This is a genomic window from Halalkalicoccus sp. CGA53 (assembly GCF_036429475.1).
GTDB lineage: Archaea > Halobacteriota > Halobacteria > Halobacteriales > Halalkalicoccaceae > Natronorarus > Natronorarus salvus.
The window spans coordinates 3,630,609-3,656,634 of sequence record NZ_CP144125.1; the positions used below are offsets into that span (position 1 = coordinate 3,630,609).

General features: G+C 65.4%; 30 protein-coding genes and 2 pseudogenes. 15 read left to right on the forward strand and 17 right to left on the reverse strand.

Features of this window, described 5'->3' with window-relative positions; translation table 11 throughout:
* Positions 1-34: 34 nt before the first annotated feature.
* From ppc to V2L32_RS20370, 5 genes are all read right to left on the reverse strand, one after another.
* A complete protein-coding gene (gene ppc / locus V2L32_RS20350; RefSeq protein WP_331234448.1) occupies positions 35-2,740 on the reverse strand; it encodes a phosphoenolpyruvate carboxylase in 2,706 nt (901 codons plus the stop codon).
* Positions 2,741-2,863: 123 nt separating this feature from the next.
* Positions 2,864-4,057, reverse strand: a complete 1,194-nt coding sequence (locus V2L32_RS20355) for a hypothetical protein (protein ID WP_331234449.1) — start codon at positions 4,055-4,057, stop codon at positions 2,864-2,866.
* 83 nt (positions 4,058-4,140) lie between these two features.
* Positions 4,141-4,479: a transcription factor S gene (locus tag V2L32_RS20360; RefSeq protein WP_331234450.1), complete on the reverse strand. Its 339-nt coding sequence runs from the start codon at positions 4,477-4,479 to the stop codon at positions 4,141-4,143.
* Positions 4,480-4,511: 32 nt separating this feature from the next.
* On the reverse strand, positions 4,512-5,003 hold the full coding sequence (locus V2L32_RS20365; protein ID WP_331234452.1) for a DUF892 family protein: 492 nt from the start codon (positions 5,001-5,003) through the stop codon (positions 4,512-4,514).
* Positions 5,000-5,566 (reverse strand): hypothetical protein, encoded by a 567-nt coding sequence (locus V2L32_RS20370; RefSeq protein WP_331234453.1) that lies wholly within the window; start codon positions 5,564-5,566, stop codon positions 5,000-5,002. Before V2L32_RS20370 ends, V2L32_RS20365 begins: the two co-directional genes overlap by 4 nt.
* Before the next feature lie 129 nt (positions 5,567-5,695).
* Here V2L32_RS20370 and chrA point away from each other — a divergent pair, with 129 nt between their 5' ends.
* Positions 5,696-7,117 carry a chromate efflux transporter gene (chrA, locus tag V2L32_RS20375; protein ID WP_331234454.1) on the forward strand — a complete coding sequence of 474 codons (1,422 nt, stop codon included), beginning with the start codon at positions 5,696-5,698 and terminating at the stop codon, positions 7,115-7,117.
* Between the two features lie 59 nt (positions 7,118-7,176).
* Positions 7,177-8,514, forward strand: coding sequence for an MFS transporter (locus tag V2L32_RS20380; RefSeq protein ID WP_331234455.1), 1,338 nt, complete (start codon positions 7,177-7,179; stop codon positions 8,512-8,514).
* A 368-nt stretch (positions 8,515-8,882) separates the two neighbouring features.
* Here V2L32_RS20380 and V2L32_RS20385 read toward each other — a convergent pair whose 3' ends face one another.
* Positions 8,883-9,539: an ArsR family transcriptional regulator gene (locus V2L32_RS20385; protein ID WP_331234456.1), complete on the reverse strand. Its 657-nt coding sequence runs from the start codon at positions 9,537-9,539 to the stop codon at positions 8,883-8,885.
* 109 nt (positions 9,540-9,648) lie between these two features.
* Here V2L32_RS20385 and V2L32_RS20390 point away from each other — a divergent pair, with 109 nt between their 5' ends.
* Both V2L32_RS20390 and V2L32_RS20395 read left to right on the forward strand, forming a co-directional pair.
* On the forward strand, positions 9,649-9,840 hold the full coding sequence (locus V2L32_RS20390; RefSeq protein WP_331234457.1) for a hypothetical protein: 192 nt from the start codon (positions 9,649-9,651) through the stop codon (positions 9,838-9,840).
* Positions 9,837-10,874 carry a hypothetical protein gene (locus V2L32_RS20395; protein ID WP_331234458.1) on the forward strand — a complete coding sequence of 346 codons (1,038 nt, stop codon included), beginning with the start codon at positions 9,837-9,839 and terminating at the stop codon, positions 10,872-10,874. Before V2L32_RS20390 ends, V2L32_RS20395 begins: the two co-directional genes overlap by 4 nt.
* Before the next feature lie 235 nt (positions 10,875-11,109).
* On the opposite strand, the gene V2L32_RS20400 is transcribed toward V2L32_RS20395, so the two are convergent.
* The 4 genes and pseudogenes from V2L32_RS20400 to V2L32_RS20410 all read right to left on the reverse strand — a co-directional run bounded on the left by V2L32_RS20400 (position 11,110) and on the right by V2L32_RS20410 (position 14,081).
* Positions 11,110-11,388: a hypothetical protein gene (locus tag V2L32_RS20400; protein ID WP_331234459.1), complete on the reverse strand. Its 279-nt coding sequence runs from the start codon at positions 11,386-11,388 to the stop codon at positions 11,110-11,112.
* A gap of 617 nt (positions 11,389-12,005) precedes the next feature.
* Positions 12,006-12,548 carry a hypothetical protein gene (locus V2L32_RS20405; protein ID WP_331234460.1) on the reverse strand — a complete coding sequence of 181 codons (543 nt, stop codon included), beginning with the start codon at positions 12,546-12,548 and terminating at the stop codon, positions 12,006-12,008.
* A 118-nt stretch (positions 12,549-12,666) separates the two neighbouring features.
* Positions 12,667-13,300, reverse strand: a pseudogene (locus tag V2L32_RS21210) (RNA-guided endonuclease InsQ/TnpB family protein); the annotation flags it as partial.
* A gap of 148 nt (positions 13,301-13,448) precedes the next feature.
* On the reverse strand, positions 13,449-14,081 hold the full coding sequence (locus V2L32_RS20410; RefSeq protein ID WP_331234461.1) for a DUF1405 domain-containing protein: 633 nt from the start codon (positions 14,079-14,081) through the stop codon (positions 13,449-13,451).
* A 142-nt stretch (positions 14,082-14,223) separates the two neighbouring features.
* On the opposite strand from V2L32_RS20410, the gene V2L32_RS20415 reads away from it, so the two are divergent.
* Both V2L32_RS20415 and V2L32_RS20420 read left to right on the forward strand, forming a co-directional pair.
* Positions 14,224-14,568 carry a DUF5802 family protein gene (locus V2L32_RS20415; protein WP_331236645.1) on the forward strand — a complete coding sequence of 115 codons (345 nt, stop codon included), beginning with the start codon at positions 14,224-14,226 and terminating at the stop codon, positions 14,566-14,568.
* Positions 14,569-14,595: 27 nt separating this feature from the next.
* The gene (locus V2L32_RS20420; RefSeq protein WP_331234462.1) at positions 14,596-15,483 is read left to right on the forward strand and encodes a Vms1/Ankzf1 family peptidyl-tRNA hydrolase; all 888 of its coding nucleotides are present in this window, start codon (positions 14,596-14,598) and stop codon (positions 15,481-15,483) included.
* Between the two features lie 9 nt (positions 15,484-15,492).
* Here the strand turns inward: V2L32_RS20420 and V2L32_RS20425 are convergent, their stop codons facing one another.
* Both V2L32_RS20425 and V2L32_RS20430 read right to left on the reverse strand, forming a co-directional pair.
* A complete protein-coding gene (locus V2L32_RS20425) occupies positions 15,493-15,705 on the reverse strand; it encodes a hypothetical protein (protein ID WP_331234463.1) in 213 nt (70 codons plus the stop codon).
* A gap of 364 nt (positions 15,706-16,069) precedes the next feature.
* Positions 16,070-16,246 (reverse strand): hypothetical protein, encoded by a 177-nt coding sequence (locus V2L32_RS20430; RefSeq protein WP_331234464.1) that lies wholly within the window; start codon positions 16,244-16,246, stop codon positions 16,070-16,072.
* A 126-nt stretch (positions 16,247-16,372) separates the two neighbouring features.
* Between V2L32_RS20430 and V2L32_RS20435 the strand changes: the two genes are divergently transcribed.
* Both V2L32_RS20435 and V2L32_RS20440 read left to right on the forward strand, forming a co-directional pair.
* Positions 16,373-17,383, forward strand: coding sequence for a DUF1611 domain-containing protein (locus V2L32_RS20435; protein WP_331234465.1), 1,011 nt, complete (start codon positions 16,373-16,375; stop codon positions 17,381-17,383).
* Positions 17,380-18,414: a dipeptide epimerase gene (locus V2L32_RS20440; RefSeq protein WP_331234466.1), complete on the forward strand. Its 1,035-nt coding sequence runs from the start codon at positions 17,380-17,382 to the stop codon at positions 18,412-18,414. The genes V2L32_RS20435 and V2L32_RS20440 overlap by 4 nt, the downstream gene beginning before the upstream one ends.
* A 9-nt stretch (positions 18,415-18,423) precedes the next feature.
* Here V2L32_RS20440 and V2L32_RS20445 read toward each other — a convergent pair whose 3' ends face one another.
* The 4 genes from V2L32_RS20445 to V2L32_RS20460 form a co-directional block, all read right to left on the reverse strand.
* Positions 18,424-18,954 carry an FxLYD domain-containing protein gene (locus tag V2L32_RS20445; protein WP_331234467.1) on the reverse strand — a complete coding sequence of 177 codons (531 nt, stop codon included), beginning with the start codon at positions 18,952-18,954 and terminating at the stop codon, positions 18,424-18,426.
* Positions 18,955-19,087: 133 nt separating this feature from the next.
* Positions 19,088-20,113, reverse strand: coding sequence for a hypothetical protein (locus V2L32_RS20450; protein WP_331234468.1), 1,026 nt, complete (start codon positions 20,111-20,113; stop codon positions 19,088-19,090).
* 217 nt (positions 20,114-20,330) lie between these two features.
* Entirely contained in the window at positions 20,331-21,356 is a 1,026-nt protein-coding gene (locus tag V2L32_RS20455) for a hypothetical protein (RefSeq protein WP_331234470.1), read from the reverse strand.
* Positions 21,357-21,541: 185 nt separating this feature from the next.
* The gene (locus V2L32_RS20460; RefSeq protein WP_331234471.1) at positions 21,542-21,685 is read right to left on the reverse strand and encodes a hypothetical protein; all 144 of its coding nucleotides are present in this window, start codon (positions 21,683-21,685) and stop codon (positions 21,542-21,544) included.
* 100 nt (positions 21,686-21,785) lie between these two features.
* On the opposite strand from V2L32_RS20460, the gene V2L32_RS20465 reads away from it, so the two are divergent.
* Entirely contained in the window at positions 21,786-22,829 is a 1,044-nt protein-coding gene (locus V2L32_RS20465; RefSeq protein ID WP_331234473.1) for a hypothetical protein, read from the forward strand.
* On the opposite strand, the gene V2L32_RS20470 is transcribed toward V2L32_RS20465, so the two are convergent.
* A complete protein-coding gene (locus V2L32_RS20470) occupies positions 22,830-23,369 on the reverse strand; it encodes an HPP family protein (RefSeq protein ID WP_409348388.1) in 540 nt (179 codons plus the stop codon).
* A 217-nt stretch (positions 23,370-23,586) separates the two neighbouring features.
* Between V2L32_RS20470 and V2L32_RS20475 the strand changes: the two genes are divergently transcribed.
* The 6 genes and pseudogenes from V2L32_RS20475 to V2L32_RS20490 all read left to right on the forward strand — a co-directional run bounded on the left by V2L32_RS20475 (position 23,587) and on the right by V2L32_RS20490 (position 25,956).
* Positions 23,587-23,799, forward strand: coding sequence for a hypothetical protein (locus V2L32_RS20475; protein ID WP_331234475.1), 213 nt, complete (start codon positions 23,587-23,589; stop codon positions 23,797-23,799).
* A gap of 2 nt (positions 23,800-23,801) precedes the next feature.
* Positions 23,802-24,143 (forward strand): DUF389 domain-containing protein, encoded by a 342-nt coding sequence (locus tag V2L32_RS20480; RefSeq protein ID WP_331234476.1) that lies wholly within the window; start codon positions 23,802-23,804, stop codon positions 24,141-24,143.
* A 2-nt stretch (positions 24,144-24,145) separates the two neighbouring features.
* Positions 24,146-24,259: pseudogene (locus tag V2L32_RS21215) on the forward strand (hypothetical protein); the annotation flags it as partial.
* Positions 24,260-24,407: 148 nt separating this feature from the next.
* Positions 24,408-24,764 carry a hypothetical protein gene (locus V2L32_RS20485; RefSeq protein WP_331234477.1) on the forward strand — a complete coding sequence of 119 codons (357 nt, stop codon included), beginning with the start codon at positions 24,408-24,410 and terminating at the stop codon, positions 24,762-24,764.
* Positions 24,730-24,921, forward strand: coding sequence for a hypothetical protein (locus tag V2L32_RS21220; protein ID WP_409348389.1), 192 nt, complete (start codon positions 24,730-24,732; stop codon positions 24,919-24,921). Before V2L32_RS20485 ends, V2L32_RS21220 begins: the two co-directional genes overlap by 35 nt.
* Before the next feature lie 294 nt (positions 24,922-25,215).
* The gene (locus tag V2L32_RS20490) at positions 25,216-25,956 is read left to right on the forward strand and encodes a mechanosensitive ion channel family protein (protein ID WP_331234478.1); all 741 of its coding nucleotides are present in this window, start codon (positions 25,216-25,218) and stop codon (positions 25,954-25,956) included.
* Positions 25,957-26,026 lie beyond the last annotated feature (70 nt).

Sequence of the window (26,026 nt, forward strand, 5' to 3'; positions counted from 1 at the left end):
AGAAGCATCACACGGTCAACAGACCACGGTACGGCTACCCCGTGTTCTTCATGCCGGCGGCGATCCCCTTCACCGTGAGTCTGAGCGTTCGCTCCTCGGTCTCGGTCCGATGGGTCTGTTTCAGCAGGTGCGTCTGGAGCAGGTTCAGCGGGTCGACGTAGGGGTTTCTCCGCCGAAGGCTCTCCTCGAGCCAACGCCGGGCGAGCAGGCTCTCCCGGCCGGTGATCTCGGCGACGAGCGAGACGGCGCGGTCGTACTCCGATTCGAGTCGCGGGAAGAAGCGCTCTTCGAGGCCCTCCTCGGCGATCGTCGCGTACTCCGCCGCGATCTCCATCTCGGTGCGCGCCAGCGAGAGCGCGGCGTTGTCGAGCGTCGTCCGGAAGAAGGGCCACTTTTGGTACATCTCCTGCAGGGTATCGATCTCGCCGCCGTCGTCGAGATAGGCGTCGATTCCGGTCGCCAGCGCGTACCAGCCGGTGAGGATACAGCGCGACTGCGTCCAGGAGAACACCCACGGGATCGCTCTGAGGTCCTCGACGGTCCGCTGGCCGCTGCGCGAGGCCGGCCGCGAGCCGAGGTTCAGCTCCTCGATCACCGTGATCGGCGTCGCCTGCTCGAAGTAGCGGACGAACCCCTCGGACTCGAGGAGATCCCTGTACTCCGTGCGGGCTGCCTCGGCCATCGTCTCCATCGCCTCCGTCCACTGCTCCTCGATCAGTTCGTTCTCGCCGTCGAGCGCGCGCCTGCGTGAACGGATCTGTGCGTTCACCATCTGCTCGACGTTGCGTTCGGCGATCCTCGGGTTGCCGTACTTCTCGGCGATCGCCTCGCCCTGTTCGGTGAACTTCACCTGCCCCGAGACGGACTCGGGTGGCAGCGCGAGCAGCGCCTCGTTCATCGGGCCGCCGCCGCGCGAGATCGATCCGCCGCGACCGTGAAAGAGCCGGAGCGTGACGTCGTACTCGTCGGCGATCTCCGCGAGCCGTCGCTGGTTCCGGTAGAGGTCCCAGTTCGCGGCGAGGAAGCCGTTCTCCTTGTTCGAATCGGAGTAGCCGAGCATGATCTCCTGGAGCCCGCCGCGCGCCGAGAGCGTCTGTGTGTAGACCTCGTTCTCGAAGAGCGTCCCCATGATCCGGCGCGCCCCCGAGAGGGCGTACTCGGTCTCGAGGAGGGGGACGACGTCGATGCCCGCGTACTCGGGCAGGGTGATGACCCCGGCCTGATCGGCGAGGAAGAGCACCTCGAGGACGTGGCTCGCCTCCTCGGTCATCGAGATGCAGTAGGTGTCGATCGCGTCGGTGCCGTACTCGGCCTGCCAGCCGGCGAGCCGGTCGAACAGCTCGAGGACCGTCCGCGTGGTGTCTGAGAGCTCCGCCTCCTCGTCCTCGTAGCGGGTGACGTCGATGACGGGTTCGTCCTGTGCGATCGCCTCGGTGAGCGTCTCCACGCGCTCGGCTTCGGAGAGCGACCCGTAGTCGAGACCCTCCAGCGCGAGCGACTCGGTGATCGCCTCCGTGTGGTTCTTCCGGTGATCCCGCAGGTCGAGGCTCGCGAGCGAGAAACCGAACGCCTCCGCCTGGCGTCTGAGCGGGTTCACGTGCTCTTCGACGACGCTCTCCGCGCCGTTCTCGAGCGCGCTCCGGGCCAGTACTGAAAGGTCGTCGCTGAACTCGGCGGGGTCGTCGTAGCCGCCCGGACGGACGTCGTCGACGCGTCCGATCCGCTCGCCCATCAGCTGGAGCTTCTGTCGATAGGGCTCGCGGGGGTACCGGTCTTCGGCCGCGCGGGCGACACCCGGCAGCCGCTCTCGGTCCGCCGCGAGCGACTTCTCGAACGCCTCGCCGACCGTGATCCGGCTCCCGTCCTGGCTCAGCACGCCCGAGAGGTCCGACAGCGCGTCGAGGTATCGGGAGAGGACGACACGGCGCTGTCGGTCGAGCGTCTCCGCCGTCACGTCGGGCGTGACGAACGGGTTGCCGTCGCGGTCGCTGCCGGCCCACGACCGGAACTCGACGAGTTTGGGGACGCTCGGCGGCCGATCGAACACCTCCTCGAGCGCGGTCTCCAGTTCGTCGTAGACCTCGCCGATCACGTCGAACAGCGTGTGCTCGAGGTACCAGCCGACGTTTCGCGCCTCGTCGGTCGGTTCCGGCCTCCTGGTCCGGACCTGCGGGGTCTGCCAGAGGCTCACCACCTCCGCGTCGATCGCCCGCTCGACCTGCGTGCGTTCCTTCTCAGTCAGCCGGCGCTCGTCGAGCGTCTCGATGTGCTCTGCGACCGCCCGGAGCTTCGCCTTCACCGTCTTCCGCCTCGCCTCCGTGGGGTGGGCGGTGAACGTCGGCTCGACGAGCACGTCCGAGAGCACCCGCTCTGCCCGGTCGGGACTCTCCGCGAGCGCCTCCGCGGCCGCCTCCAGCCCGTCGTCGAGCGTCCCCTCGTGGGAGGCTTCCCTGAGCACCCGCACCCGCTCGCGCTCCTCGGCGAGGTTGATCAGCTCGAAGTAGGTCGTAAAGGCGCGGGCGACGATCGACTCGCGTTCGGGCGAGAGCCGGTCCAGTACCTGGTAGAGCCCCTCGCGGGACTCGGCGTCGTCCTCGCGGTAGGCGATCGACGCCGTCCTGAGCGTCTCGACCGTCTCGAAGTCGTCGCGCGAGGCGTGCTCGCGGATCACGTCGCCGACGAGCGCCCCGAGTTCGCGGACGTCCTGGTTCACCGTCCGCGCGGAGAGAGCCTGGTCCATGACACCCCGTAGACGCGCCCCCCTCTTACCCGTTCACTCGTCCCCGAAGAATTGCCTCCGGTTTCGGGAGAGGTAGTCCGAGGAGGAACGCGAACCTCGGAGTTACCGAACGGCCCCCACTCGTTACGAGTAACTATCGGGGAGAGTGAGTTCCTCGGTTACCAGCTCGTCGCCGTAGCTGATCTCGACAGTCACGAGTCCATCGTGCTCCTCGTGGATCCGATCCGCATCCTCCTCCGAGATCCGCAGCACGATCGCACCCGCCTCCCCGGATCCAAGCGAGACGCCGTCGGCGGTGATCTCGTCGTTCTCGGCGAGCAGTCTGGCCCAGAACTCGCCCGAGACGTCGCCGGTGTTCTCAAGGACGACCCCGACTTGCAACCGTTCCCCGGGTTGTGAGTGCCACACCGGCGCCTCGTCCGACAACCCCAGGTCGAGTCCCTCGCCCGGACCCGCCGTCTCGGTTCCGAGAACCGACAGCGGATCGGCTGCCTCGATCGTTGTGCGCTCGCTGTCGACGGTGATCCCCGTGAGCGTCCGCAGTTCGACCGCGTAGGTCCCGCTCTCGGGCGGCTTCGTCGGGGGGTGTGGTGCTCCGAGCATGTAGAACGGGACGGTCGCCGTGACGCTCCCGTCCTCCAAGTCCGACCGGGCGATCCGCTCGGTTTCCGTCGAGCCGTCGGGGGCGGTGATCACGACCCGGAGTTCCGTCGGCTCCCCCTCGACGGTCGTGTTCAGTATCGGGTCACCAGAGCGATTCGTACCGGGTTCGAAAGACGAGACCGACGCCGATCCGGCGCCGAGGTGTGCGAACCCACCCACTGCGACGACGGCAACCGCGACGAGGGACAGCGAGGCGAGTGCGAGCGTCCGCGAGGCTGGAATCCACTGCCGATCCTCGGAGTAACGCGAGAGCAGGTGATCGAGTCCCACCGCGGCGACCCCCGCGAGCGTGAACGCCGCCGCGTAGACCCCGAGGTCCGCCACCGCGTCGGGAAAGAGGAACTCGAGGCCGGCGCTGACAGGTCCACCCGGTGGTTCCCCGGCGGTGAGTGCGACGAGCGCGAGGAACAGCCCGGCGAAGACGATCCAGGGGAGGATGACCGCGGTCGTGAGGGCGTTGACCCGATCCAGGTCGAACGTGCTCACCAGCGCCCAGAGGGCGAGGCCGAACCCGCTCGCGACGAGAGCGGTGAACCCGCGACCGGTCAGGTAGGGCGAGAGCACGTCGTGAGCGAGGAGGGCGAGGCCGACCGGGACCGTCATACCGAGGACGAACGCGACCGCGATCGGCAGGGTGTCTTCGGTAGTCCGCATGGAGGGGTCTCGGTGAAGCTATCGGTAGGGGAGGTGAAATGATTTCGGTATCGGAGAAATCAGTTCCCGGATCGTACGTCGTCTCAGTTGTACTCCCGCCAGCGATACCCACACTCCGTACACTTGAAAAACCGCGTCGGTGGCTCGTCGGCGGAGGCGGTCTGCTTGATCGTGTAGTACGCCCGGTCGTGCCCACACCCCTCACAGACCGTCTCGGCCGTCGGTTTCCCCTCGAACTCCGCGCCCTCCTCGGTCTCGATCACCTCGCTGTCGGCCTGTTTCTCCGTGCTCGTGTAGACCGCCTCGCCCTCGGCGTCCCGGGCGCTCTCGGCCCCGCAGTCGTCGTTCGTACAGACCCGCCGGTCGCCCTCGGCGGTGGTCATCGAGCCACACTCCGGACAGAACAGCGACGGCGCGCTCATAGCTCTCGATAGCGTTTCCACCCGAAAATCGGTTACGCCGTCCGGTCGCCTCGATCCCGCTCGACGAACCCCTGCATCCGGTCGAGCGCCGCGGCCGCCTCCGCCCGGTTCTCGCCCAGATCCTCGCTCACCTCGACCGGGAGGTCGAGTTCCTCCGCCAGCAACAGCAACCTGTCGAGGATCGTGATCTCGAAGCGTTCGTTGATGCTCCCGATGCCGATCGCATCGAGGTCCCGCAGGTCGTCGTCTTCGACCTCGTCGACGAACTCGTCCTTTTCGGCGACCAGCCCCTCCATGATCTGGCTGCTGCGCGCCTCGGGTTCGAGCCCGATCGCGGAGAACGCGCGTTCGATCCGGTCGATCTGGGCTACGGTGTCCTCCCGGTGGGCGGCGAACAGCGCGCTCACCTCCTCGCTCGCGGCCGCTTCCGAGAGGTCGCCGTGCAGGTCGAGGATCTCGAGTTCGGCGTGGTACAGCTTCTTCAGCTCCCGTTCGAACATGTCGCGTTTCGTCTGGATCGTCATCGTGTCTCCTCTCCTCCCGTGGGGTCGGCGTCGGCCAGCGCCGAGCGGAGACACGCCTGGAGCGTCTCCGCTTCGATCGCCCCGCTCTCGAACAGGTACTGGAACTCCCACGTCGAGAGGGTCTCGCCCGCGACGAGGGCGTCGACCAGCGCCGACGGTTCGTGCTCTCTCACCCTCACCGAGAGGTCGACCTCCTCGACGAGCAGGTCGTCTCGAGCGCCCGCGCGCCTGATCGCGTCGGCGAGGAGGCCTTCCGCCCTTTCCCTCTCTCCGGGCCTCGTGATACCGACCGAGTAGAGCAGGAACGCCAGCCCGTCGCGGACCCCTTCGTCGAGCCCACCGTCGGCCTCCTCGAAGATCCGGCGACGTTCTGCCTCTTCTAAGTGCTCGACGAGGATCGAGAAGTCACGGATCGAGGTGCGGACCCGATCCCTGATGTCCCTGCGGCGCTGGTAGCGCTGCTGTTTGGCGTGTTCGCCCGAGTAACTCTTCTCGCCGGTCAGCCACCGCCGGTCCTCGGTGGTGAGCATCGCGTTCCTGCGGCCGTCCATTCGCTCGCCCATACGTGCCCTCGGTACTAGTAGCTACCACCGGAGTAAATAAGATATCGTTTACCGTATTGCATACGAATATACCGACCTGCTCCGTACCCCGGAAAAAGGGATGAGAAGAACGTCCGGGAGGCCTGCGGCGTGAGCGACCCCGAGCCGAACGGCGGTGTCGCCGAGTCGGCGGCGACCGAGACGGAGTTTCGGGGAGAGCCGAGCCGGCAGAAGCTCGTGGAGGTCGCCCGCTACTTCCTGTTCATCGGGATCGTCGGCTTCGGCGGCCCGATGGTCCACATCGCGATGATGGAGGACGACCTGGTGGGCGAGGACTCCAAGGAGTGGACCGACGGGACCGTGTTCATGGAGGGGCTCGCGATCTGCAACACGCTTCCCGGACCGGCGTCGACACAGCTGGGGATCTTCATGGGTTGGGTCTACGCCGGCACCCTGGGAGCGCTCGTCGCCGGCTTCTTCTTCATGCTCCCGACGTTCGTCATCGTCGTCTTCTTCTCCTGGCTCTACTTCGCCTACCAGGCCGCTCCGTCGGTCGAGGCGGTCTTCTACGGGATCAACCCGGTCGTGATCGGGCTGATCGTCGGCGCATGCGTCTCGATGACCCGGAGCGCGTTCGCCGAGGGCAGGGCGGACGCGGAGATCGAGGTCGGCGCCGACACCTGGACGATCGACTACCTGCTCGTCGCTCTGCTGGTCGCGACGACGGTCGTCGTCGCGCTGTTCAACCCCAATCCCGTCCTGGCGTTCGTCGTCGCGGGCGTGATCGCGGTGCTGGTCTACCGGACCGCCGTCGTCAGGCAGAACGCGACGAAGGCCGCGCTCTGGGGGATCGTCGGCGCCGTCCTGGGAACGCTGTTCGTCCTCCGCGACCGGGTCCTCGACCTGCTCGGTCCCACCGTTCGGGGCGCGATCGAGGCGAGCCCGCTTTGGGGACTCGTCCTCGCGCTCTGGTCGAACCCCTGGCTCCAGCTGTTCCTGTTCATGCTCTACACCGGCTCGTTCATCTACGGCGGCGGGCTCGTCCTCATCCCGTTCATCGAGATCTACGTCGTCCGGGAGTTCGGCTGGCTCACGGGCCGCGAGTTCGTCGACGGCATCGCGATCGGCCAGCTCTCGCCGGGACCCGTCGTGATGACGACCGCGTTCGTCGGCTACAAACTCATGCTCGACGTCTCCGGTGGGATCGTCGCCGTCGCCGTCCTCGGCGCGCTCGTCGCGACGGTCGGCGCGTTCGGTCCCTCGTTCGCGTTCATCGTCGCCTTCTTCCCCTACTTCGCGAAGGTCCGCGAGAACGAGGTGGTGAGAACGGCGCTCGTGGGGGTGAACGCCGCGGTGGTCGGGGCGATCCTCGGGGCGACGGCCCTGCTCGCGGCCGAGTCGTTCGTCGTCGACGAACCGACGGCACCGCTCGCAGTGGGTGGTACGATCTTCGACCTGTTCACCGTCGCGCTCGCCGCAGTCACCTGCGTGCTGTTCGTCCGCGGGACCCACGCCGCCTACCTCATCCTCAGCGGCGGTGCGCTCGGCATCGGGGTGTTCTTCCTCGTATGAGGCCCGCAGTCGTACCGAAGCCGAACCGTTCATCACCCCGCGCCAGGAGAGCCTGAGCCATGGCAGGCGAGTCCGACACTCCCGACGCGCTCGCGACCTACCGACAGTTCTTCTCGCTCGAGCGCGACGTGCTCGTCCTCTCGCTCGCGATGTTCGCGTTCAGCCTCGGCTTCCAGATGACCAACCGGTACATCCCCGAGTACATGGCCGCCCTCGGCGCGAGCGCGTTCGTCATCGGCCTCTTCGGTACCGTGGGCAATATCATCAGCGCCATCTATCCCTATCCCGGCGGCGCGCTCTCCGATCGGATCGGCTCGCGCGTCGCACTCACCGCGTTCGGCCTGATCTCGAGTCTCGGCTTCCTCTTCTGGCTCGTCGCGCCGAGCCTGGGAACGATCGCTGTAGGTGGACTCGTCCTCGAACCGTGGATCTGGATATTCGTAGGACTGTTCCTCGCCCAGGCCTGGAAGTCGTTCGGCCTCGGGGCGACGTTCGCCATCGTCAAGCAGTCGGTCCCACCCTCGCAACTGGCCCGCGGCTTCGCGAGCACCGAAGTCTTTCGACGGTCGGCCTTTCTCGTCGGGCCGCTGATCGCCGCGGGCGTGCTCTACGTCTACGCCGACTTCACCGTCGGCTTCCAGTACGTGCTCGCGATCGCGCTCGTATTCGGCGTCGTCGCCACCGCAGCCCAGCACCTCCTCTACGACGCCGAAGAGGACTCCTTCGGCAAGGAGTTCGAGGGGGTCGTCCGGATCCGAAACGACCTCAGGGAGCTCCCGCCCGAACTCCGCCCGCTGCTCGTCGGCGACACGCTCGTCCGCTTCGCAAACGGGATGGTCTACGTCTTCTTCGTCATCGTGATCACGCAGTTCCTCGAGGTCGGACTCTCTGTCGGGTCGATCGACCTCTCTCCCGCGGTGTTCTTCGGCGTCCTGCTCGCCATCGAGATGGTGATCGCGCTCGTCTCGATGCCGCCGGCCGCGAGGTTCGCCGAACGAGTCGGACTGAAGCCGATCGTCGCCCTCGGTTTCTCCGTCTACGCGATCTTCCCGATACTGCTGATCTCCGCGCCCGACAACGCCCTGGTCGTCGCATTGCTGTTCGCGTTCTCCGGGCTCCGGTTCGCGGGGCTCCCCGCCCACAAGGCGCTGATCGTCGGCCCCGCCGAACGCGACACCGGAGGGAGAGTCTCGGGGGCGTACTACCTCGTCCGGAACCTGATCGTCATCCCGAGCGCCGCACTCGGCGGCGCGCTCTACGGCGGCTTCTCGGTACCGGGTACCGACCTCGCACTCGCCGGGAGCCCCACGCTCGCGTTCGCGCTCGCCAGCCTGATCGGGATCGTCGGGACGGCGTACTTCGTCGTCTTCGGCAGGGAGTTCGAGGCGTACGCCTGAGTTCGATGGTCGACCCATCGGCGGCTGTAACGGATCGTTAGGACGCCGATAGGCGGGGTGAAACGTCGTGAAACGCCGTCACTTCGCCCGGATCGGAGGATTTCGGTGGATAGACGTCTGGATCGGGAACCCTCGCGACCGACCTCGCGGGACCGTGAATTCGCGAAAACCACCCCCGGTGAGCGATGAACTGGCGGAAGAACTACTCAACAATCGGGGGTGTATATGCCTCCGTCAGCCCTCTCTCCTCCTGCCGGTCACGGCTCGCCCTGATTCCACGGTCCCCCTGACGGTCGGTCCCGTCGCCGAGAGACGATTCGCACGTCGCTACCGGAACGGTTCGTGTCGGAAGCTTCGGGAACGGGCGGTCAGCCGTCGAGCGACCAGCCCTGCTGGGTTCGCCTGACGACGCCGCGCTCTGCGAGCATCGTGAGCACCTCCTCGACGACCGACGGTGGGACTTCGACGGCCCTCGCGAGCTCCTCGGTACCCCGGTGGTCGTCCGAGAGCGTGCCGAGGATCGCGGCGTAGAGCCGACTGTTGTGCTCGTCGCCGACCTCCTCCCCGATCCGCTCGTGGATCTCGCTCTTTCGCCCCTGGACCCACCGCTGGGCGAGCGAGAGCTCGTTCTCGAGCGATTCGAGCGTGCGGAGCCTGCGGGCCAGGTCGCACATCCCTCGTTCGGAGTCCTGTGATCGGAGATCGATCGAGAGGTGCTGGCAGGTGGTGATGTCGAGGTTCGCGCTCGCAGGGTAGGCGCTCTTCGCGCCGAAGCCGTACGGCGAGACGGTGACTTCGAGCCGGAGGTTCCGTGCGATGTGGAAGTACTTCCGTCTGTTCTCGTCGACCCGGCTCTCGACGACGCCGGCCTCCTCTAACTTCCGGAGGTGGTCGATCACCGCCTTCGGACTCACACCGAGGTACTCGCTGATCTCCGTGACGTAACAGGGTTTCCGCGAGAGTAGTCGGAGGATACGCCTGCGGTTCTCGTTTCCCAGGAGATCGAGGAGCGCGGCGGAGTCCATCCGAAGAACGCTTGGCGACCGGCGCGGAAAAGGGTGTCCCTCCGGACGGCCTCGCCCGTTCGGCCGCTGACGGGGAAAGAACGATAGCCGCGAGCCGAGTCCACCGATCATGACCGACGCCGAGCGGTGGGAGTACAAGGTGATCGAGCCACCGACGGAGCTGACGATGCGGGAGTCGGCGAACCCCGAACGCGCGCTCAACGACCTCGGCGATCGGGGGTGGAAGCTGGCCGAGACGGTCTCGTACGACGGCGGCGGGACGAAGTTCCTCGTCTTCGTCCGTCCGCGGGGAACCGAATGACGTTCGACGAGGAGGAGACGGGAGAGGGCTCGGAGAAGGACCTCACGACCGAGGACACGATGCGCGAGCGGGCCGAGGAGAACCGTTTTACCCTCTGGGTACTGCTCAACGCGAACCGGTGGGCGCTCACCGCCGCGCTCGGTCTCGGCGTCTTCACCGCGTTCGTGCTCTGGGGGAGCCTGCGCCCGCCGTCGATCCGCGTCGTGATGGAGACGACCGACTGGGTCGAGATGTCGTTTCAGGCGCTCATCGGCGCGCTCATCACGGGCACCACGCTCGTCGTCACGATCAACCAGCTGGTGCTCTCCCAGGAGATCGGGCCGCTCGGCGACCAGCGCGAACGGATGGACCGGGCGATGGACTTCTACCAGAACACCGATAAACTGCTGGAGTTCCCGAGTCCCTCCCACCCGGGGCCGTTCATGCGCGACATCATCGAGACGACCGAGAAACGTGCGAAACGGTTCGAGGAGACGGTCTCCGCGAACGAGAACGAGGAGCTCCGGTCGCAGGTCCGGGAGTACGTCGAGGACCTCTCGGAGAACGCCCAGAAGACGATCGAGGGTCTGAATGGAACCGAGTTCGGCGACTACGACATGATCGGCCACGTGCTAAACTACAACTACAACAGGAAGCTCTACGACCTGCGGTGGATCCTCCTGGAGTACGAAGACGAACTGAGCGAGGAGGAGAGGGAGGCCGGCAAGGAGGCGCTGACCGCCATCGCGATGTACGGTCCCGCCCGTGAGTACGTGAAGACGCTCTATTTCCAGTGGTCGCTCGTGAAGCTCTCGCAGGGCATCCTCTACCTCGCGATCCCCGCGCTGGCGATCTCCGGGGCGATGGTGATGCTCGTCGACGCGAACACCTTTACCGATTCGATCCTCGGCGTCGACACGCTGCTCTGGGTCGTGAGCGGTGCGTACACGGTCGCGATCCTCCCGTTCCTGCTCTTCGCGACGTACATCCTCAGGCTCGCGACGATCGCGAAACGGACGCTCACGGTGGGGCCGCTCGTGCTACGTGGCGGGTAGATCCGAACGGGTGTGAGACGGAGTGTCGGAAATTTTATGTCTCGGATCGGAGCATGCCGTGTATGGAAACCGACAGCCGCTCGCTGGTGGTCCCCAGTGCCGTCTACCTCGGTGCCGTGGTCCTGATCGGCCTCCCGGTCGCCTGGGCGCTCACCGCGGTCTTCGGCGGACGACCGAGGCGACCGGGATCGACGGCGTTCTGGGGACCTGGGGATGGCTCGTCGTGCTCCTCGCCTCACTTCTCGTCGGCCTCCAGGTCGCGGTCGAGCCCGCCGCGCTCCAGTTGGGAGTGGTCGAGGCACTCGGTCGTGGGTCGCCCCGTATCGCGCTCGTTCGGTACGTCGCGCTCACCGCGAGCGTGGTCGTCGCCCTCTGGGCGCTGGTGAGCACGTTCGACCTGGATCGGCGTTTCGGTCCTGGTCGGCGAGACCGGTGTCGCCGGAGCGCTGCTGGGCGGGCTGATCGCGCTCGCGGCGTTCGCCGTGCTCGTCCGGAGCGGTCGGGCGTTTCTCACCGGATTCGACGCCGAAACGTAGATGCAGACCGAACCCGTCCTCGTTCTCCTTCGAGCGGATCGAACGCTCGCACGTGGCGATTTGGTGGCGGATCGTCCGTTTCGGAAGCCGACTCTCCGCGACGGGCCGGCGGCCCGTCGCGGAACTTTCCAGTCGAATTCTGGTCGATGTGACGGTGATCCGCCAGCGTGGTCGGCGGTTCGTGCTGTTCGCGGCGGTCGACCCGGAGACGCGGGAGAGATATATTTTACAGCGTTTTCACCGAAACGCTATCTCACGACGTGGTTGTTCTTCGCGGAGACCGCGGAGCGGTACGGCGAGTTGTCGGGGACGGTGGTCACCGACGAGGCACGCGGTTAGGGAGCCACCTTTCGGCAGCTCCATGTTCGTCAGGAGGGGATCCCGCACGGACTAGGAAACCGGATCGAGCGGTGGCTGCAGGAACTGAAACTCGGATCGACACGTTCTACGCATCGTTTTCCGGGAAGGACGCAGTGATGGCAAACCACCGGTTGTGCCGGCTCAGCTGGTTCTGGAACCCCTGCTCATGTCGACGTTGCCCTTCGAATCCTCGGATCAATCGAGGGAAAAGTACTGTGATGTGATGGAGTTAATTTCACGAAGACTGGTCGTTCAGTGATCCAGTATCTTCTGATTTCATGTAGACTTCAAGAATGCCGTTTTTGAAATATGCTCCCTTCATCTCGGTCGAGTTCAATGGGATATCAACTCGACCGACAACAGTATTCATTTTACTAATAACGATCTGGTTGGCTTTTTGGCTGATCCCAACCGAAATGTCGTCAATACTCGCCCCAAGCAAATCTGCAATAACAACAAACTCGCCATCAGTGAAACGAGTGTCGATCAAGCACTCATCAGATCCCGACTCACGCCTGCGTGTCTTCCGCCTGCGTTTCGCGGTATCTGCGTGACGATCCTGATTTGCCTGCTTTCTGGCGGTAGAGGGACGCAGTCGAGAGGGTCTTGTAGAGAGCGATGTGTCTTTCGTGTCTTCTCCGGCTATATTTTTCAATCCATCGGATATCGATTGTAATCCAGCTTGAAGAGAAGCTTCGAGAGCAGCGCCAAGAGAGTTTTCCGTCCGTGAGCTGCCGGATTTACTGGTTTCCCGCTCGGACTCGTCTTCGTTGCTCATGAATGGTCACCTTAGCTCCCAATGCTGGCGTTCTATGGTATCCAGGGGTCATAAACCTCCGTATCGATCATTTATTAGATTTGTTATTACCTTTGATTATCAATGGACCACACGTGAACTACCCCGCCCTGCCCGGCCCGACGACCTCGCTGAGGACGGGGCTTCCTGTTTCTAAGACGCGCTTTGCAGGAACCGAATCGGTTTCCAGAGGGAACGCAGTCTCCGCAGGCATTGAATCGGAGTGAACCGCTCCTCCTTCGGCGAGTCCGCGAGCGAGGTTTTGTACGCCGCGTTGAGATCCCTGTCAGCCTCGAATCCGCACGAGGGACACGAGTGTTCCGAACCCACAGCGGTTTCTCGATCGAAACGCCACCGGCCGACACCCTTTCGTGGTGCCGGCGGGATCGACGACGAGTCTCGGCGCGATTGCGACCGTTTGATTCGAGTTCCATCAAGCCTACTGTGTCGAGGTCTTCGACGCCGACGAGGCCGTACTCTCGCGCGTAGTAGTTCGAGAGCTCGTACAAGAAGCACCGACGCTTTCGCTCCAGACCGATCTGTCGGCGAGCAACGATTCGCTGGTGGTTTCGGTATTTCGCCGATCCGTGTTCCTTCCGCGAGAGCCTCCGTCCTGCTCGCTCCAACCGCTCGCGTTCGTCCGGGAGGTCGGGACCCTCGACGGCGGTCCCGTCGGTGTCGTGAGTCTACTTCAGGATATCCACGTCGATACCGACACACTTCTCGGACTCTTGGTTTCGGTGGCGTGCGGCACTGATCGAATGACAGCCTGCAAAGCCCCTAGGACCGATCCTCGGCACCCGGGTCGCACTGGTGGCCGTCGCCGTCCCCCTGCGGAGCGGACGAGCCTTCCTGGCGGGACTCGGTACCGACGCGTAGATTCTAGATCGAACCCGTTTCCCGTACTTCTTCGAGCGGGTCGAGCGCCCGGGCGGCGAGCGCAACGGAGAGGAACGTGAGCGCGACGGTGAGAGCGGGCAGGAGCAGTCCGGGGTCGTACTCCAGCGGCGGGTGGTAGCCGAAGCCGTAGTCGAAGAGGTCGTTCGCGAGGAGGAGGACGAGCGCGAGTGCGAGCGCGCCGGGGGTCGTCCGGCCGTAGTGTGGGATGAGGTAGGCGAGGACGACGAAACCGAGGTGGGTGAGCACGATGAACCAGTAGTCGTAGAGGGAGGGAAAGTACTGCGAGAAGCCGACGTTGAGCGCGACGGCGGTCCAGAGGCCGTACTTCACGAGCCAGACGAACGCGAGGGTGTGGAGGTAGGCGAGGACGAGGTTCTGTCTGGCCTCCGAGAGGGGGGAGCCGAGGTTCGGGAGGAGGGTGAACAGCGAGGCGGCGAAGAGGAACGTGGCGGTCGGCGAGTCGGCGTAGAGCGGCCAGAGGAACGTTGAGACCCCGGGCATCGTCTCGACGTAGAAACGGACGCCCACGAGCGTCGCGGCGAGCGAGAGCGCGATGAGCGTCACGAGGCTCGGGGCGTTCTCGAGGTAGTAGCGGGCGTACCGCTCGGGGATCATGTGAGAGAGCGACGCCCGGGGACCAAAGGCGTATCGCCCCGACGCGTTGAGACGTGAGAACCGGACGATGGGAGAGCGGTACGATATATATCTTCTCGCGTAACGGTTATATTCGAGACCGTGGTAGATGCTACTGTATAGCATGTTCGAACCGTTCTCGCGCGGCTACTACGTCGGCCGGCTCTACGTCGAGCCCCACGGCGGAGACCGCGCGGTGATCCAGCGGACCCAGCACGAGCGAGTGAACGAGCAGCTCTACGCCTCCGGCGAGGGGGTAGAGCGACTCGACAACCCGCTCGTGATGAAGGTCTGTGGCAGCCACTTCGCCGTCCACGGCGACGACCGAGTCCCCGAAAGTACCCTCTACCTCCCCGAATCGCGCCTGGAGGAGGCAGGAGGTCTCCCCGACCTGAAGGAGATCCTGCTCGCGAAGGCCGATCACGCGAGCAGGCTGCTCGACATCTACACCGAACCGGCCGGAAAGTAGATAGCCGAGGCCCTCCGCCCTACGGCTATGCTCGACGAGCTGCTCGGCCGGGCCGAGCTTCGGACTCGTATCGAGGAACTCGAGGAGGAACGAGAGCGCCTCGCCGGCCAGCTAGAGGGCGAACGCGAGCGGCGGCGCGAGGCGGTACGGGACAGACAGGACGCCGACAAACGCGTGAACCGGCTCGAGGACCGCATCGCCCAGCTGGACGACCGCGTCGAACGCCTCTCCGGCGACGAGGCGGAGATCGGCTTTCGGGGCGTCGAGACGCTTTCGGGTGGCCGGCTCGATGCGGTGCTCGACCGGGTGGAGAGCGTCGAGGCCCAGCCCGATGGGGCGCTCACCGCGATGGTCGATGAGGGGACGGAGATCCCCGCGGAGCTTTGGGAGCTGCTCGGGGATCGCTCGTCGCTCGTCTCGCGGGCCGCGCCGTGTCTCGTCCTCGCCGACGACGCCGGACTCGTGGCTGTCGCGCTCCGACCACCGATCGAACCCGAGCCGATGCACACCTGGAGCGGGAGCTTCGAGATCGACCGTGCGTGGTTCCAGCCGATCGGCCGGTTCGCGTTCGCGCTCGTCCGCTCGGACCTGTTCGCGATGGCGGAGTACGACGGCCGGGAGCGGCTGTCGTTCTCGAAAGTAGAGAGCGAGGTCAAGGGTGAGCACTCGAAAGGAGGGTTCTCCCAGGGACGGTTCGAGCGACGGCGCGACGCACAGATCGACGCTCACCTCGATCGGTCTCGCGACCGGCTGGCCGACCGTGAGACCGACCGGCTGATCCTCGTCGGACAGCGAACGCTCCTCGGCGAGTTCGAGGCGGACGTGAGCGCGCCCTCCGACGCGAGCGGCGACCCGGAGGAGGCCCTCGATCGGGCGTTCTTCGAGTTCTTCACGACGCGCCTGTATCGGCTGTAAGAGAGGCGGTTACTGCGCGTTCTCGGCACCGATCGGCGAGGCCGCGACCGACTGGTCCCGCCGGGCACGGACGAACAGCGCGTGTGCCATGATCGCGATGGCGAGACTCGCGCCGATGGGGACGGCGATCGAGAGGCTCACCCCCGCGAGCGTGAGCGGTCCGGCGACCCCGAAGAGGGCCAGCGGGATGAACAGGAGGACGAGATCGTGATACTGAGTCATACCGAGTATTCCTATGGGAAACAGGCATTTATGTCTTTCTCCCATTATCCAAATATTCACCGGGTTAGTACTTCCGAAACTACTTGAGACCACTCGTATGGTCACCCATAAGTTATAGCTATTCGATATCGTGTTCTCGTAAGTGACCGATCCGTGGAAATTACCACGAAGTGGCGAATATCACGGTCTTTCGAGTGGACCAGCTGTCTCGATAGGATCTACCGGACGTCCTGACGGATCGAGGTCACGTTCACCGAGAGTCCTCCTCAAGTGTTCGGTACCGGGAGTCCGTGCGACGGGAGCGCGGCTCGGAGGAGTGTAACCGACGGTTTCGAAGGAGAGGCGAGGAGGCCGACCGGGGACGTCAGCGGTCTGCACGTTCGACGACGATGCGTTCGTCTCTGACGCGGACGAACACCTCCTCGCCGATGTCCATCCCGGCGACGGTGAGTTCGTCCTCGTGGAGACTGACGTGAGCGTTTCGGTACCTGTCGTTTTCGTCCCGCGACCCGCACGGACTGAGCGTCTTTCTACGCACCATCTCGGTGTATCGCGCCCGTACCCCAGGGCCGGTAATAACCCTGTCGGCCGCATCTGCGCCCCGTGGTGAGTCGACGGGGCTCAACGGAACCGAAGGCATAACACCCCCGTCGTCCATCGGGGGTGCATGAAGGTCGCCATCCTGGCACACGAGCTGTTCCCCGACGGGGCGAAGACCGCGGTCGGCGTGATGCGCTACGGCGAGTACGACGTGGTGGCCGTCCTCGACCGCGAGAACGCGGGCGATCGGGTACGGGACCACATCGACCTCCCGGACGCCCCCATCGTCGCGGGCATGGACGAGATCGAGACGTGCGACGCGCTGCTGATCGGCATCGCCCCTATCGGCGGCGGCTTCGACGACTCCTGGCGCGAGGACGTCCGCACGGCGCTCTCGCGCGGCTGTGACGTCATCTCCGGGCTGCACTACTTCCTCACCGAGGACGAGGAGTTCGTCGAGTTGGCCGAGGAGAACGGCTGCGAGCTCTGGGACGTCCGCGAACCCCACGACGAGCTGGGTGTGAGCGACGGGATCGCGGCCGAGGTCGACGCCGAGATCGTCCTCACCGTCGGCACCGACTGCTCGGTCGGGAAGATGACCGCGACGCTCGAACTCGTCGAGGCAGCGAGGGAGGCGGGCGTCGACGCGGGGTTCATCCCGACCGGCCAGACCGGGATCATGATCGACGGGTGGGGAAACCCCATAGACAGAGTCATCTCCGACTTCACCGCGGGCGCGGTCGAGGAGATGATCGTCGAGCGCGGCGACGACCACGACGTGCTGTTCGTCGAGGGCCAGGGGAGCATCGTCCACCCCGCCTACTCCGCGGTCACCTGCGGAATCCTCCACGGCTCAATGGCCGACCGGCTCGTGCTCTGTCACGAGGAGGGGCGGGAGGTCATCCACGGCTACGAGTCGTTCTCGCTGCCGTCGATTCCCAGGTACACGAAGCTCTACGAGGACCTCGCACGCCCGGTCCACGAGGCCGAGGTCGTCGCCGGGATGCTCAACACGCGGTACGTCGACGAGAACGCGGCCGCCCGCGAGGCGGTGGAGTCGTACTCCGAGGAGCTCGGCGCGCCCGCGACCGATCCGGTCCGGTTCGGGGCCGAGGAGGTGCTGGAGGCTGTGCTGTGAGCCTCGAGACCTCCTACGAGCGGGTCGAACTCCCCCTCGAGTTCCCGTTCACCATCGCACGCAGCACCCAGGAGGCCGCCGAGATCGTCTTCGTGACCGTGAGCGACGGCGAGTTCGAAGGGATCGGCGGGGCCGGTCCCTCCCCACACTACGGCGAGACCGCCGCGACCGTCGATGCGGTGCTGCCCGATCTGCTCTCGGTCGTCGAGTCCGTCGGCGATCCCCACAGGCTCGAGGAGATCGAGCGACGGATGCGCGAGACAGTCGCGTACAACGCGGCGGCGCGCTGTGCGGTCTCGATCGCGCTTCACGACCTCGTCGCCAAACGACTCGACCTCCCGCTGTATCGCTACTGGGGGTTGAGCGAGGGCGAACCGCTCGAGAGCACCTACACCATCGGGATCGACGAGACGGACGTGATGGCCGAGAAGACCGCCGAAGCGGTCGACCGCGGCTACGGTGCGCTCAAGGTCAAGCTCGGCACCGACCGTGACATGGAGATCATCGAGACGGTGAGAGCCGAGGCGCCGGAGGCGACGATCCGGGTCGACGCGAACGAGGCCTGGAGCCCGCGCGAGGCGATCGAGCGGATCGAGGAGATCGGCGAGTTCGAGGTCGAGTTCGTCGAACAGCCGGTTCCGGCCGGGGACCCGGACGGACTCAGGTACGTCTACGAGCGCTCGTCGCTGCCGATCGCCGCCGACGAGTCCTGTCTCACGCTCGCCGATATCCCCCGGATCGCCGACAAGTGCGACATCGCGAGCGTCAAACTGATGAAGTGCGGTGGGCTCCGCGAGGCGATCCGGATGATCCACGCCGCGCGCGCCCACGGCCTGGAGACGATGCTCGGCTGCATGACCGAGTCGAACGCCTCGATCGCGGCGGGCTGTCACCTCGCGCCGCTGCTCGACTACGCAGACCTCGACGGCGCGCTGTTGCTCGACGAGGACCGGTACTCGGGCGTGCCGATGCCCGGCGGGGTGATCGACCTCTCGGCGGTCGAACGCGGCACCGGCGCCGAGCCGATCTGATCGGTCCGCTCACTCGGAGCGACCGACGACCGCGAGTTCGTATCGTTCGATCTCGACGAGGGATTCGAGGACGATCACCGTGAACGCCCACCGCTCTCCCGGGTCGAGGTCGCCGATCGAGTCTGCGTACCGGCCGAGCAGGGCATCGCCGTCGTCGTAGATCCGCACCCAGACCTCGACGTCGGTCAGCCGTCCCTGGCGGGCGTTCTCGACCGTCCCCTGGACCGTCGCACGCCGGAAGTCCTCCTCGACGACGAACCCGTGGTCTGCGATGTCGAGGTCGTCGAGGGGCGAGAGCCCGTCGTTCAGCTCCGTCTCAGCGAGCGCCGCCGCCGCGGTCGTCTCCTCCGCCGTTCGCTCCTCGCCGTCGGCGTCGACCGACTCGCCCTCCTCGTAGTCGGGAGTGTCGTCGGCGGCCCCACAGCCGGCGAGCACGGTCGCGGCCGCGCCACCGACGAGCGCGAGCAGCCGCCGCCTGTCGGGCCTCGGGACTGAGTGGCCGGTGGTCCGGTCTCCGGAGAACTCTTCGGTCGAGCGCATCCGTCTCACGGGAGGAGATGCGGGGGTTTCAGTGTGGTACCTTCGTGAGCGGTCATGAGGACGGTCGTAGTCTCCTACCGGTGATCGCCCCCACGGGTCGGCGATCACCGGTAAACAGTTGCGACCGTCCGTATCAGAGGTCGCTGTCGGCGTCGCGGCTCGACTCCCTGAGGATGAACGGCCCCATCGCGAGCGTCCGCTTCGCGACGGTCGCGATCCGGAAGATGTAGCTCATCAGGATGACGAACGGGGCGAGCGTAATACAGAACGCCGCGCTCGTGAGCAGGACGAGGTTGTCGATCCCCATCGTGGCTCCCGGGAGCGTGCTCGCATCGACGTACATCAGCATCGAGGCGGTGACGATCAGCGCCGGGATCGAGGCGTAGAGCAGCGCCCGCGAGAGGTCGATCAGCTCCCACTGGAAGAAGAGCGTCTTGAAGTGCTCGCGAGCCGGGCCGAACAGCTTGAGCATCTCGATCGCCTCGCCGAGGGTGGTGTACGCCTCCTCCGAGAGCTCGTCCTCGTAGTCGTGGCGGATCTCGCGCGCCTGGAAGATCTTGAGCGAGTAGTTGAAGTCGAGCGCCGCCCAGATCACGTCGAAGGTGCCGAACTGCGAGTCCTCGAGCTTCTCGCGGACGATCTCGGCGTGTTCGTCGAGGCTCTCTGCGTACTCGGACACCGTCTCCGCGAGCTCCTCGTTTCGCTCCTCCTCCATGAGCTCGATCAGGCGCTCTGCCTTCCCCTCGGTCGATTCGACCACCTCGCGAAGGAACGCGGCCGGCTCCGGCGGGCTCACCTCCATCCCGCCCTCGTCCTCGACGTTTCTGCGGAACTCCATCGACTCGTCCATCCGGGTGGTCTGGTCGCCGACAGCGCCCAGCTCCTGCGAGAGCACCAGCTGGCCGATCGTCGCGACGAGGGTGACGCCCGTGATGATCGGGCCGAACATCGAGGAGAAGATGTTCTGGATCGCGTCGACGTCCTCGACGATCTCCCTGTAGGGGCCGAGTTCGGCGGCCCCGAGCCCGACGAGCGCGGCGAAGACGGTCGCGAGGATCCCCACCGAGAGCAGCCGTCGATCGAGACGCATCAGGATGTAGAGCCGGAGGGCGCTCCCCTCGGCTCGTTCGAGTAACGTATCGTCCGCTCCGTTTCCCATGAGTACCTCTCGGAGGGTTACCCGTAAAAGCCACACCCGGCTGCGGCCCTCTCGGACCGCCCCGCTGCAGACGGGGCACCGTCCCGTCGGCCCGTGATGAGAGCGCACCGCGGCGGCCGGGCCCGGTCCCCGCGGTCATACGGTCTGCTGTGACGGTTTACCGGCGCAACCGCAGGACAGTCGCTGTTGCGCCGGTAATGACTTACAGCAGACCGTATCAGGACCAGTCGATGTCCTCCTCGCGCTCGGCCTCCCGGAGGATGAACGGTCCCATCGCGAGCGTCCGCTTCGCGAGCGTCATGATCCGGAGCGTGTACGAGAGCAGGATCACGAACGGCGTCACCCCGACGGTGAAACCGAACGCCGCGACCCAGACGACGTTGTCCACGCCGAGCGTCGATCCGGGAAACGCCCCCGGCCCGACGTTCATCAGGATGCTCCCGATGACGATGAGCGCGGGGACGGAGACGTAGAGGAGCGCCCGCGAGAGGTTTATCAGCTCCCACTGGAAGTAGAGCGTCTTGAAGTGTTCGCGCGCCGGGCCGAACAGCTTGAGCCGTTCGAGCAGCTCGTCGAACGTCCCCTCGGCTTCCTCCGAGAGCGACTCGGCGTGGTCGTCCCGGATACGCCGGGCCTGGAAGATCTTCCAGGAGTAGTTGAACCGGAACGACGACCAGAGCACCTCGAACGTGCCGAACTGGGCGTCGTCGAGGCCCTCACTCACCTCGTCGGCGTTCTCGAGGAGGTCGTCGACGTAGTCGTCGATCCGCTCTCTCAGCTCCTCGTCGCGTTCGTCGTCGACGACGTCCCGAAGCCGTTTCGCCTGGGCCTCGGTCCGGTCGACGAGCAGCTTGAGGAACGCGGCCGGCTCCGGCGGGCTGACGTCCAGGTCGATCTCGCTCTCGACGTCCTGACGGAAGTCCATCGCCTCGTCCATCCGTTCTCGCTGGTCACCGACGGCGCCGAGTTCCTGTGAGAGCACGATCTGTCCGATCGAGACGACGAGCGTGACGCCCGTGATGATCGCGCCGATGAACGCGGAGAAGATCCACCAGAGCGCGTCGTGATCAGCGACGAGCCTCCGGAAGGGACCGTTGCCCACGGTCGTCGCGATGACGAGCGAGACGAAGACGACCGCCAGGACACAGCCGGCGAGGACCGACCGGTTCAGCCGGAGCAACAGCCACAGCCGGGGCTGGCTATCACGGATCCGGCCGACGACGCCGTCGGTCACCGCGCCCATATCGTGTCCGTTCCGCCTCCGACTCGACGGTTCGTCCGCCGGATCGATCCGACGGGAACGCGCGGACTGGGTCCACTACGGGTCATACGTCCGAACGGTGACGAACCGCAGTAGCGATTGGCCCTGCCGCTGCACCGGGGGCGACGCTCCCGAGATCGATTCGTTAGACGCTTCGGACGGATCCCCTACTTCCCGAGCAGCCGCAATACGACCCCGATCGCAGCGATGCCGAGACCGAGCACGACGCCGAGGCCCGGGATCGGAAGCGGTAGCAGGACGATCGCGAGCAGCAGCCCGATTCCGATGACCGCCGACGAGGCTCTGACCATGGAGGTGAAACCGGCGCCAGCCGGGTAGGTGCCGTGCCTGCGGCTGCGCCGCGGAGGTGCAACGCCTGTTCTTTTTACGGTCCGATGGCTATCACGGACGATGAGTGAGGAGGAGGTGTCGGAACAGCTCGAGTCGTTCGGCACCGAGATGGGCCGGGAGTCGAACAGGGCCCCCGTCGAGTGGCTGCTCGCCGAGGGCGACCGTCTCTACGTCGCGACCCTGATCACCGCCGCCGTGTTCTGTCTCCTCCTGGTCCTCGGCGAGGTCGGGCTGATCGCGTTCGAGAACGACGACTCGATCACGCGGCTCGCGGGCGGGATGATCGCGGGCAGCTTCTCGCTGGTGACGCTCGTCGTCTCGATCAACCAGCTGATCCTCTCCCGGGAGTTCGCCGCCGCCGACGAGTTCCGCGACCGGCTGAGCGGCGTCATGGAGTTCAGACGGGACGTCGAGGGGATCGGCGACGTCCCGGCCAGCCCCGCCGACCCGGCGACGCTGGTAGACCTGATCGTGGCCGCGATCGAGAGAGAGGCCGAGCGCCTCGAGGAGGCGGCCGAGCGGGAAGGCGGCGAACGGCGGGAGGCGATCGTGACCTACGCGAACAGCGTCCAGAAGAGCGCCGACAGGGCACGGGAGGAGCTGGAGGACGCGGAGTTCGGCACGTTCGAGGTGCTCTCGGCGGCGATCGACTTCGACGACGCCTGGCAGATATACGCCGCCAGGCACGTCGCGAACACGTACCGTGGAGAGCTCCACGGCGAGACGATCAAAGCGTTCGACGACCTGATCGAGGCGCTCAGGCAGTTCAACGTCGCCCGGTCGCACTTCAAGACGACCTATCTCCAGCGCGAGGTGACCCGGTTCTCGCAGCTCACGATCCTCTGTGGCGTCCCGGCGGTGCTCGGGGCGGTGGTCCTGGGACTGAGCTACGCGGACGTGACGGGGCCGACGATCCACCCCCAGTACCTCCCGTTCACCACGAGCGCGCTGATCGCGCTCGTCTTCTCGCCGCTCGCGCTGCTCGCCTCCTACATCCTCCGGACCGCGACGGTCGCCCGCCGGACCGCCTCGATCGGACCGATGATCCCGCAGATGAACACCGAGGAGGGCCACTTCGAGGTCGGCTACGGCGACGAGGGGTGATCAGCCGTCGGCGGGTCGGGGGTCCTCCGGTTCGAAACCGAAGCGGATCGCCGCAGGGTAGAGCACCTTCTCGTGGAGGGCGTAGAGCAGCACCACCGACCCCATGATGATCGCGCCGTCGACGGCCGTCGAGAGCAGGCCGAGCGCGACGATGAGCGTCGTCGCACAGGCCGCCGGGTGGTTCGTCTTCGCGACGAGCATCGCGACCGTCGTGAGCACCATCGCGACGACACAGCTCGCCGCGAGCGCGAGCACGTCGAACGAGAACGGTCCAGCCTCGCCGAGGACGTCGACCGCGACCAGGCCGCCCGCGATCGGGTGGTAGGCGACCATCCCACAGACGACGGCGACGAAGTGGCCGCCGATGACGTGGTAGCCGCCCGCCGCGCGGTCGGTCTCGCCGGTCGCGAGCAGGTAGGCCGAGGGGCCGAGGCTGGGGAAGATGAACGGACGTCCCGTCGCCCAGGCGATGGCCCCGAGCACGAGGAAGTGGATCGCGACGTAGAGCCCCGCGCTCAGTTTGTCGTTGAGCATTATCATCCGAAACCGATGACTCGATGTAAATAGATGGGGTTCAGATCGAGTACGGTGGTCGAAAGTCGCCCATCGGTGACTACCGGCCGGAATATCCACAGCGGTCGCGGTCTCGCTGGTAACCGATGGGCTCTCCGTGACGTCACTGTCGAAGGTCGAGTCGCGGACAGTAGACGATACGAATCACCATGGTGAGGTGGGCCGAACGGTAGCGATATCACTCATGCGTCTGCTTCAGTTGTACGTCGACGAGGATCGCCGCGACACCGTCTCGGAGAGCTATGAGTCGCTCGATCTCGAGTGTTTTCTGACAGACGAGACCGGAACCCATGGCGGTTCGCTCGCCTACGTTCCCGTTCCAAACGGTGCGGTCGATGGCGTGTTGAACGAACTCCGTGAGGAGGTCTCGACGAGGGGACCCACGTCGGACTCGTGAACGTGGAGGGAGCGATCGGCGTAGAAGCCGAAGAGATCTCCGGCCGATTCGCGAAGGGACCGAACGACGGCCGCGGGATCACCCATCGACAGCTTCGTGCGAAGGTTCAAGACCTCAAACCGGGTCGACTCTCCTGTACCGCTTTCGTAGCCCTCGCCGGCGCGGTCGCGACGGCGGGACTGTTGCTAGACTCCGCGATCGTCACCGTCGGCGCGATGGTGATCGCTCCGTTCGCTGGATCACTTCCCGCCGCCAGCGTGGGTGTCGTCGACGACGACGGGATGGTCGTCGAGAGCATCGTCACCCAGATCTCGCGCTATCGGCAGCGTTCGTCAGAGCACTGAGTGTGGCGTGTCTCGTTCAGTTCGCCGTAACGGTTCCGACCTCGGTCGCCGTCGCGCGGATCGATCAGATAACGCTGTTTCAGACGCCGACCGTCCTCGCCATCACTATCGCGATCTGTGCCGGTGCGGCCGGTGCGCTCGCACTCGCTGAGGACCTCTCGACGGCCGTCCCGGGGTGGCCGTCGCCGCAGCGATCGTTCCTCCGTCGCGGCGTCCGCGATCGGGTTCGCCTGGGGTCGACCACAGATCGCGCTCGGTGCGTTCGTGTTGTTGTTAGTCAACGTTGCGCGTATCAACCTCACTGCCTATCTCGGTTTCTACGCACTCGGCTATCGAACCGAACTTCTCGACTCCGTTCGAGACGACCGTTCTCTGTCGGTTCGATCCGGAGCGTACGCGTTCGTCACAGCCGTCTTCGTGGTCGGTATCGTTCTGACGGTGTTCACGACGGCACAACACCTCGCATTCGAGACGACCGCCAAGTCGGAGGTCGAAACGACGCTCGAGCAGCCGGAGTACGAGGAGCTCGGTCTCGTTTCCGTTTCGACGGAGTACGCCACCCGGGGGGGTGTTTACGAGCGACCTTATGGTGACGGTCACGGTCTCGAAACCCACCGGTGAGGAGGCACTCGGGGTAGAAGACGAACTCTGGATCCGTATCTCCGAAGCGACTGACGAGGACGTCGTCGTCGAGATACAGTTCGTGGAGTACGCCCAAACGGGTGGCGAGACGCACGGTATTACAGACCCCGGAACCGAAGCATCGCGAACGGGTTAACGCGAACGGAACGTCTCGCCGGACCGTGGTATCGGTCTCGCTGGCCCACCCCTTTACTCGGGCCGAGTCGAGTACTACCCCATGGCTCCCCTCTTCGGTCGACTTAGCCAGGTCCAGTGGTTCGACGAGTCAGTGCGTTTCCCGGGCGGAGAGTGGCTTCTCGCAGCTATCGTACTGGTGATCACGTGGTACGGTTCGAAGCTTCTCACGCGGTTGCTCCGTCCGAACGTGACTCGTCACCTACGGCGACGAAGCGTCACAGACATCACCCTCAGATTGATCCGTGCCGGTGCGATGGTCGTCGCTCTCTTGGTCGCACTGGGGATCCTCGGCGTCGAGCTGACGGGTCTCGTACTCTCGGCCACCGTCCTCTCCGCCGTCTTCGCGATCGTTTTAGCACCCATCGCCACAGACCTCGTCAGTGGCTTTCTGATACTCGTGAACAGGCCCTACGAGATCGGTGATATGATCGAGATCGTCGACACCGAGGATCGGGGCTATGTGGAGGATATTACGCTCCGATACACGGAGATACTGACGTTACAAAACACGTTCCTCGTCATCCCCAACTCGACGATCTACGACCGTGACGTGCTCAACTACTCCGCGAACGACGAGCGAACGCGCGTCTCGATCGAGTTCACCGTGACGTACGAAGGTGATCTCACGGAGGCCCAACGGGTACTGGAACGAGCGACCGAGCGGATCGACGGAGTGATCGAAGGCGGTCCGGCGATCCCACTCGGGGGAACGAAGTACCCTGCCGAACCGAAGGGGTTCGTCACCGAATTCGGCGATCACGGTGTCCATATCGACCTCCGGTTCTGGGTCGAAAAGCCATATCTTCCCATCGAGATGCGGTCGAAGGTTCACGAAAGCGTGTGGACCGAACTCGAGGACGTCGACGTGGAGATGGCGTATCCGCACACGCACGTGGTTTTCGACAAGACGAGCGGGCAGGCTCGTGTGGCTATCGAAGGGGCACGGAGTCTCCACGGTTCCTCACCCTCCACGGAACGAGGGGCCGCCGATTGACTCTCGAAGACGAAACGCCGACTTCTACGGTTCGACGACGGTGTCCTCGCTACCAGTAGCTTCGAGCTAC

Bases quoted from the DNA above. Each gene is read 5' to 3' on its own strand.
- ppc (WP_331234448.1), bottom strand. From the start codon at position 2,740: ATGGACCAGGCTCTCTCCGCGCGGACGGTGAACCAGGACGTCCGCGAA.
- V2L32_RS20355 (WP_331234449.1), bottom strand. From the start codon at position 4,057: ATGCGGACTACCGAAGACACCCTGCCGATCGCGGTCGCGTTCGTCCTC.
- V2L32_RS20360 (WP_331234450.1), bottom strand. From the start codon at position 4,479: ATGAGCGCGCCGTCGCTGTTCTGTCCGGAGTGTGGCTCGATGACCACC.
- V2L32_RS20365 (WP_331234452.1), bottom strand. From the start codon at position 5,003: ATGACGATCCAGACGAAACGCGACATGTTCGAACGGGAGCTGAAGAAG.
- V2L32_RS20370 (WP_331234453.1), bottom strand. From the start codon at position 5,566: ATGGGCGAGCGAATGGACGGCCGCAGGAACGCGATGCTCACCACCGAG.
- V2L32_RS20380 (WP_331234455.1), top strand. From the start codon at position 7,177: ATGGCAGGCGAGTCCGACACTCCCGACGCGCTCGCGACCTACCGACAG.
- V2L32_RS20385 (WP_331234456.1), bottom strand. From the start codon at position 9,539: ATGGACTCCGCCGCGCTCCTCGATCTCCTGGGAAACGAGAACCGCAGG.
- V2L32_RS20390 (WP_331234457.1), top strand. From the start codon at position 9,649: ATGACCGACGCCGAGCGGTGGGAGTACAAGGTGATCGAGCCACCGACG.
- V2L32_RS20395 (WP_331234458.1), top strand. From the start codon at position 9,837: ATGACGTTCGACGAGGAGGAGACGGGAGAGGGCTCGGAGAAGGACCTC.
- V2L32_RS20405 (WP_331234460.1), bottom strand. From the start codon at position 12,548: ATGAGCAACGAAGACGAGTCCGAGCGGGAAACCAGTAAATCCGGCAGC.
- V2L32_RS20410 (WP_331234461.1), bottom strand. From the start codon at position 14,081: ATGATCCCCGAGCGGTACGCCCGCTACTACCTCGAGAACGCCCCGAGC.
- V2L32_RS20415 (WP_331236645.1), top strand. From the start codon at position 14,224: ATGTTCGAACCGTTCTCGCGCGGCTACTACGTCGGCCGGCTCTACGTC.
- V2L32_RS20420 (WP_331234462.1), top strand. From the start codon at position 14,596: ATGCTCGACGAGCTGCTCGGCCGGGCCGAGCTTCGGACTCGTATCGAG.
- V2L32_RS20425 (WP_331234463.1), bottom strand. From the start codon at position 15,705: ATGACTCAGTATCACGATCTCGTCCTCCTGTTCATCCCGCTGGCCCTC.
- V2L32_RS20430 (WP_331234464.1), bottom strand. From the start codon at position 16,246: ATGGTGCGTAGAAAGACGCTCAGTCCGTGCGGGTCGCGGGACGAAAAC.
- V2L32_RS20435 (WP_331234465.1), top strand. From the start codon at position 16,373: ATGAAGGTCGCCATCCTGGCACACGAGCTGTTCCCCGACGGGGCGAAG.
- V2L32_RS20445 (WP_331234467.1), bottom strand. From the start codon at position 18,954: ATGCGCTCGACCGAAGAGTTCTCCGGAGACCGGACCACCGGCCACTCA.
- V2L32_RS20450 (WP_331234468.1), bottom strand. From the start codon at position 20,113: ATGGGAAACGGAGCGGACGATACGTTACTCGAACGAGCCGAGGGGAGC.
- V2L32_RS20455 (WP_331234470.1), bottom strand. From the start codon at position 21,356: ATGGGCGCGGTGACCGACGGCGTCGTCGGCCGGATCCGTGATAGCCAG.
- V2L32_RS20460 (WP_331234471.1), bottom strand. From the start codon at position 21,685: ATGGTCAGAGCCTCGTCGGCGGTCATCGGAATCGGGCTGCTGCTCGCG.
- V2L32_RS20465 (WP_331234473.1), top strand. From the start codon at position 21,786: ATGAGTGAGGAGGAGGTGTCGGAACAGCTCGAGTCGTTCGGCACCGAG.
- V2L32_RS20470 (WP_409348388.1), bottom strand. From the start codon at position 23,369: ATGATAATGCTCAACGACAAACTGAGCGCGGGGCTCTACGTCGCGATC.
- V2L32_RS20475 (WP_331234475.1), top strand. From the start codon at position 23,587: ATGCGTCTGCTTCAGTTGTACGTCGACGAGGATCGCCGCGACACCGTC.
- V2L32_RS21220 (WP_409348389.1), top strand. From the start codon at position 24,730: ATGGTGACGGTCACGGTCTCGAAACCCACCGGTGAGGAGGCACTCGGG.
- V2L32_RS20490 (WP_331234478.1), top strand. From the start codon at position 25,216: ATGGTCGTCGCTCTCTTGGTCGCACTGGGGATCCTCGGCGTCGAGCTG.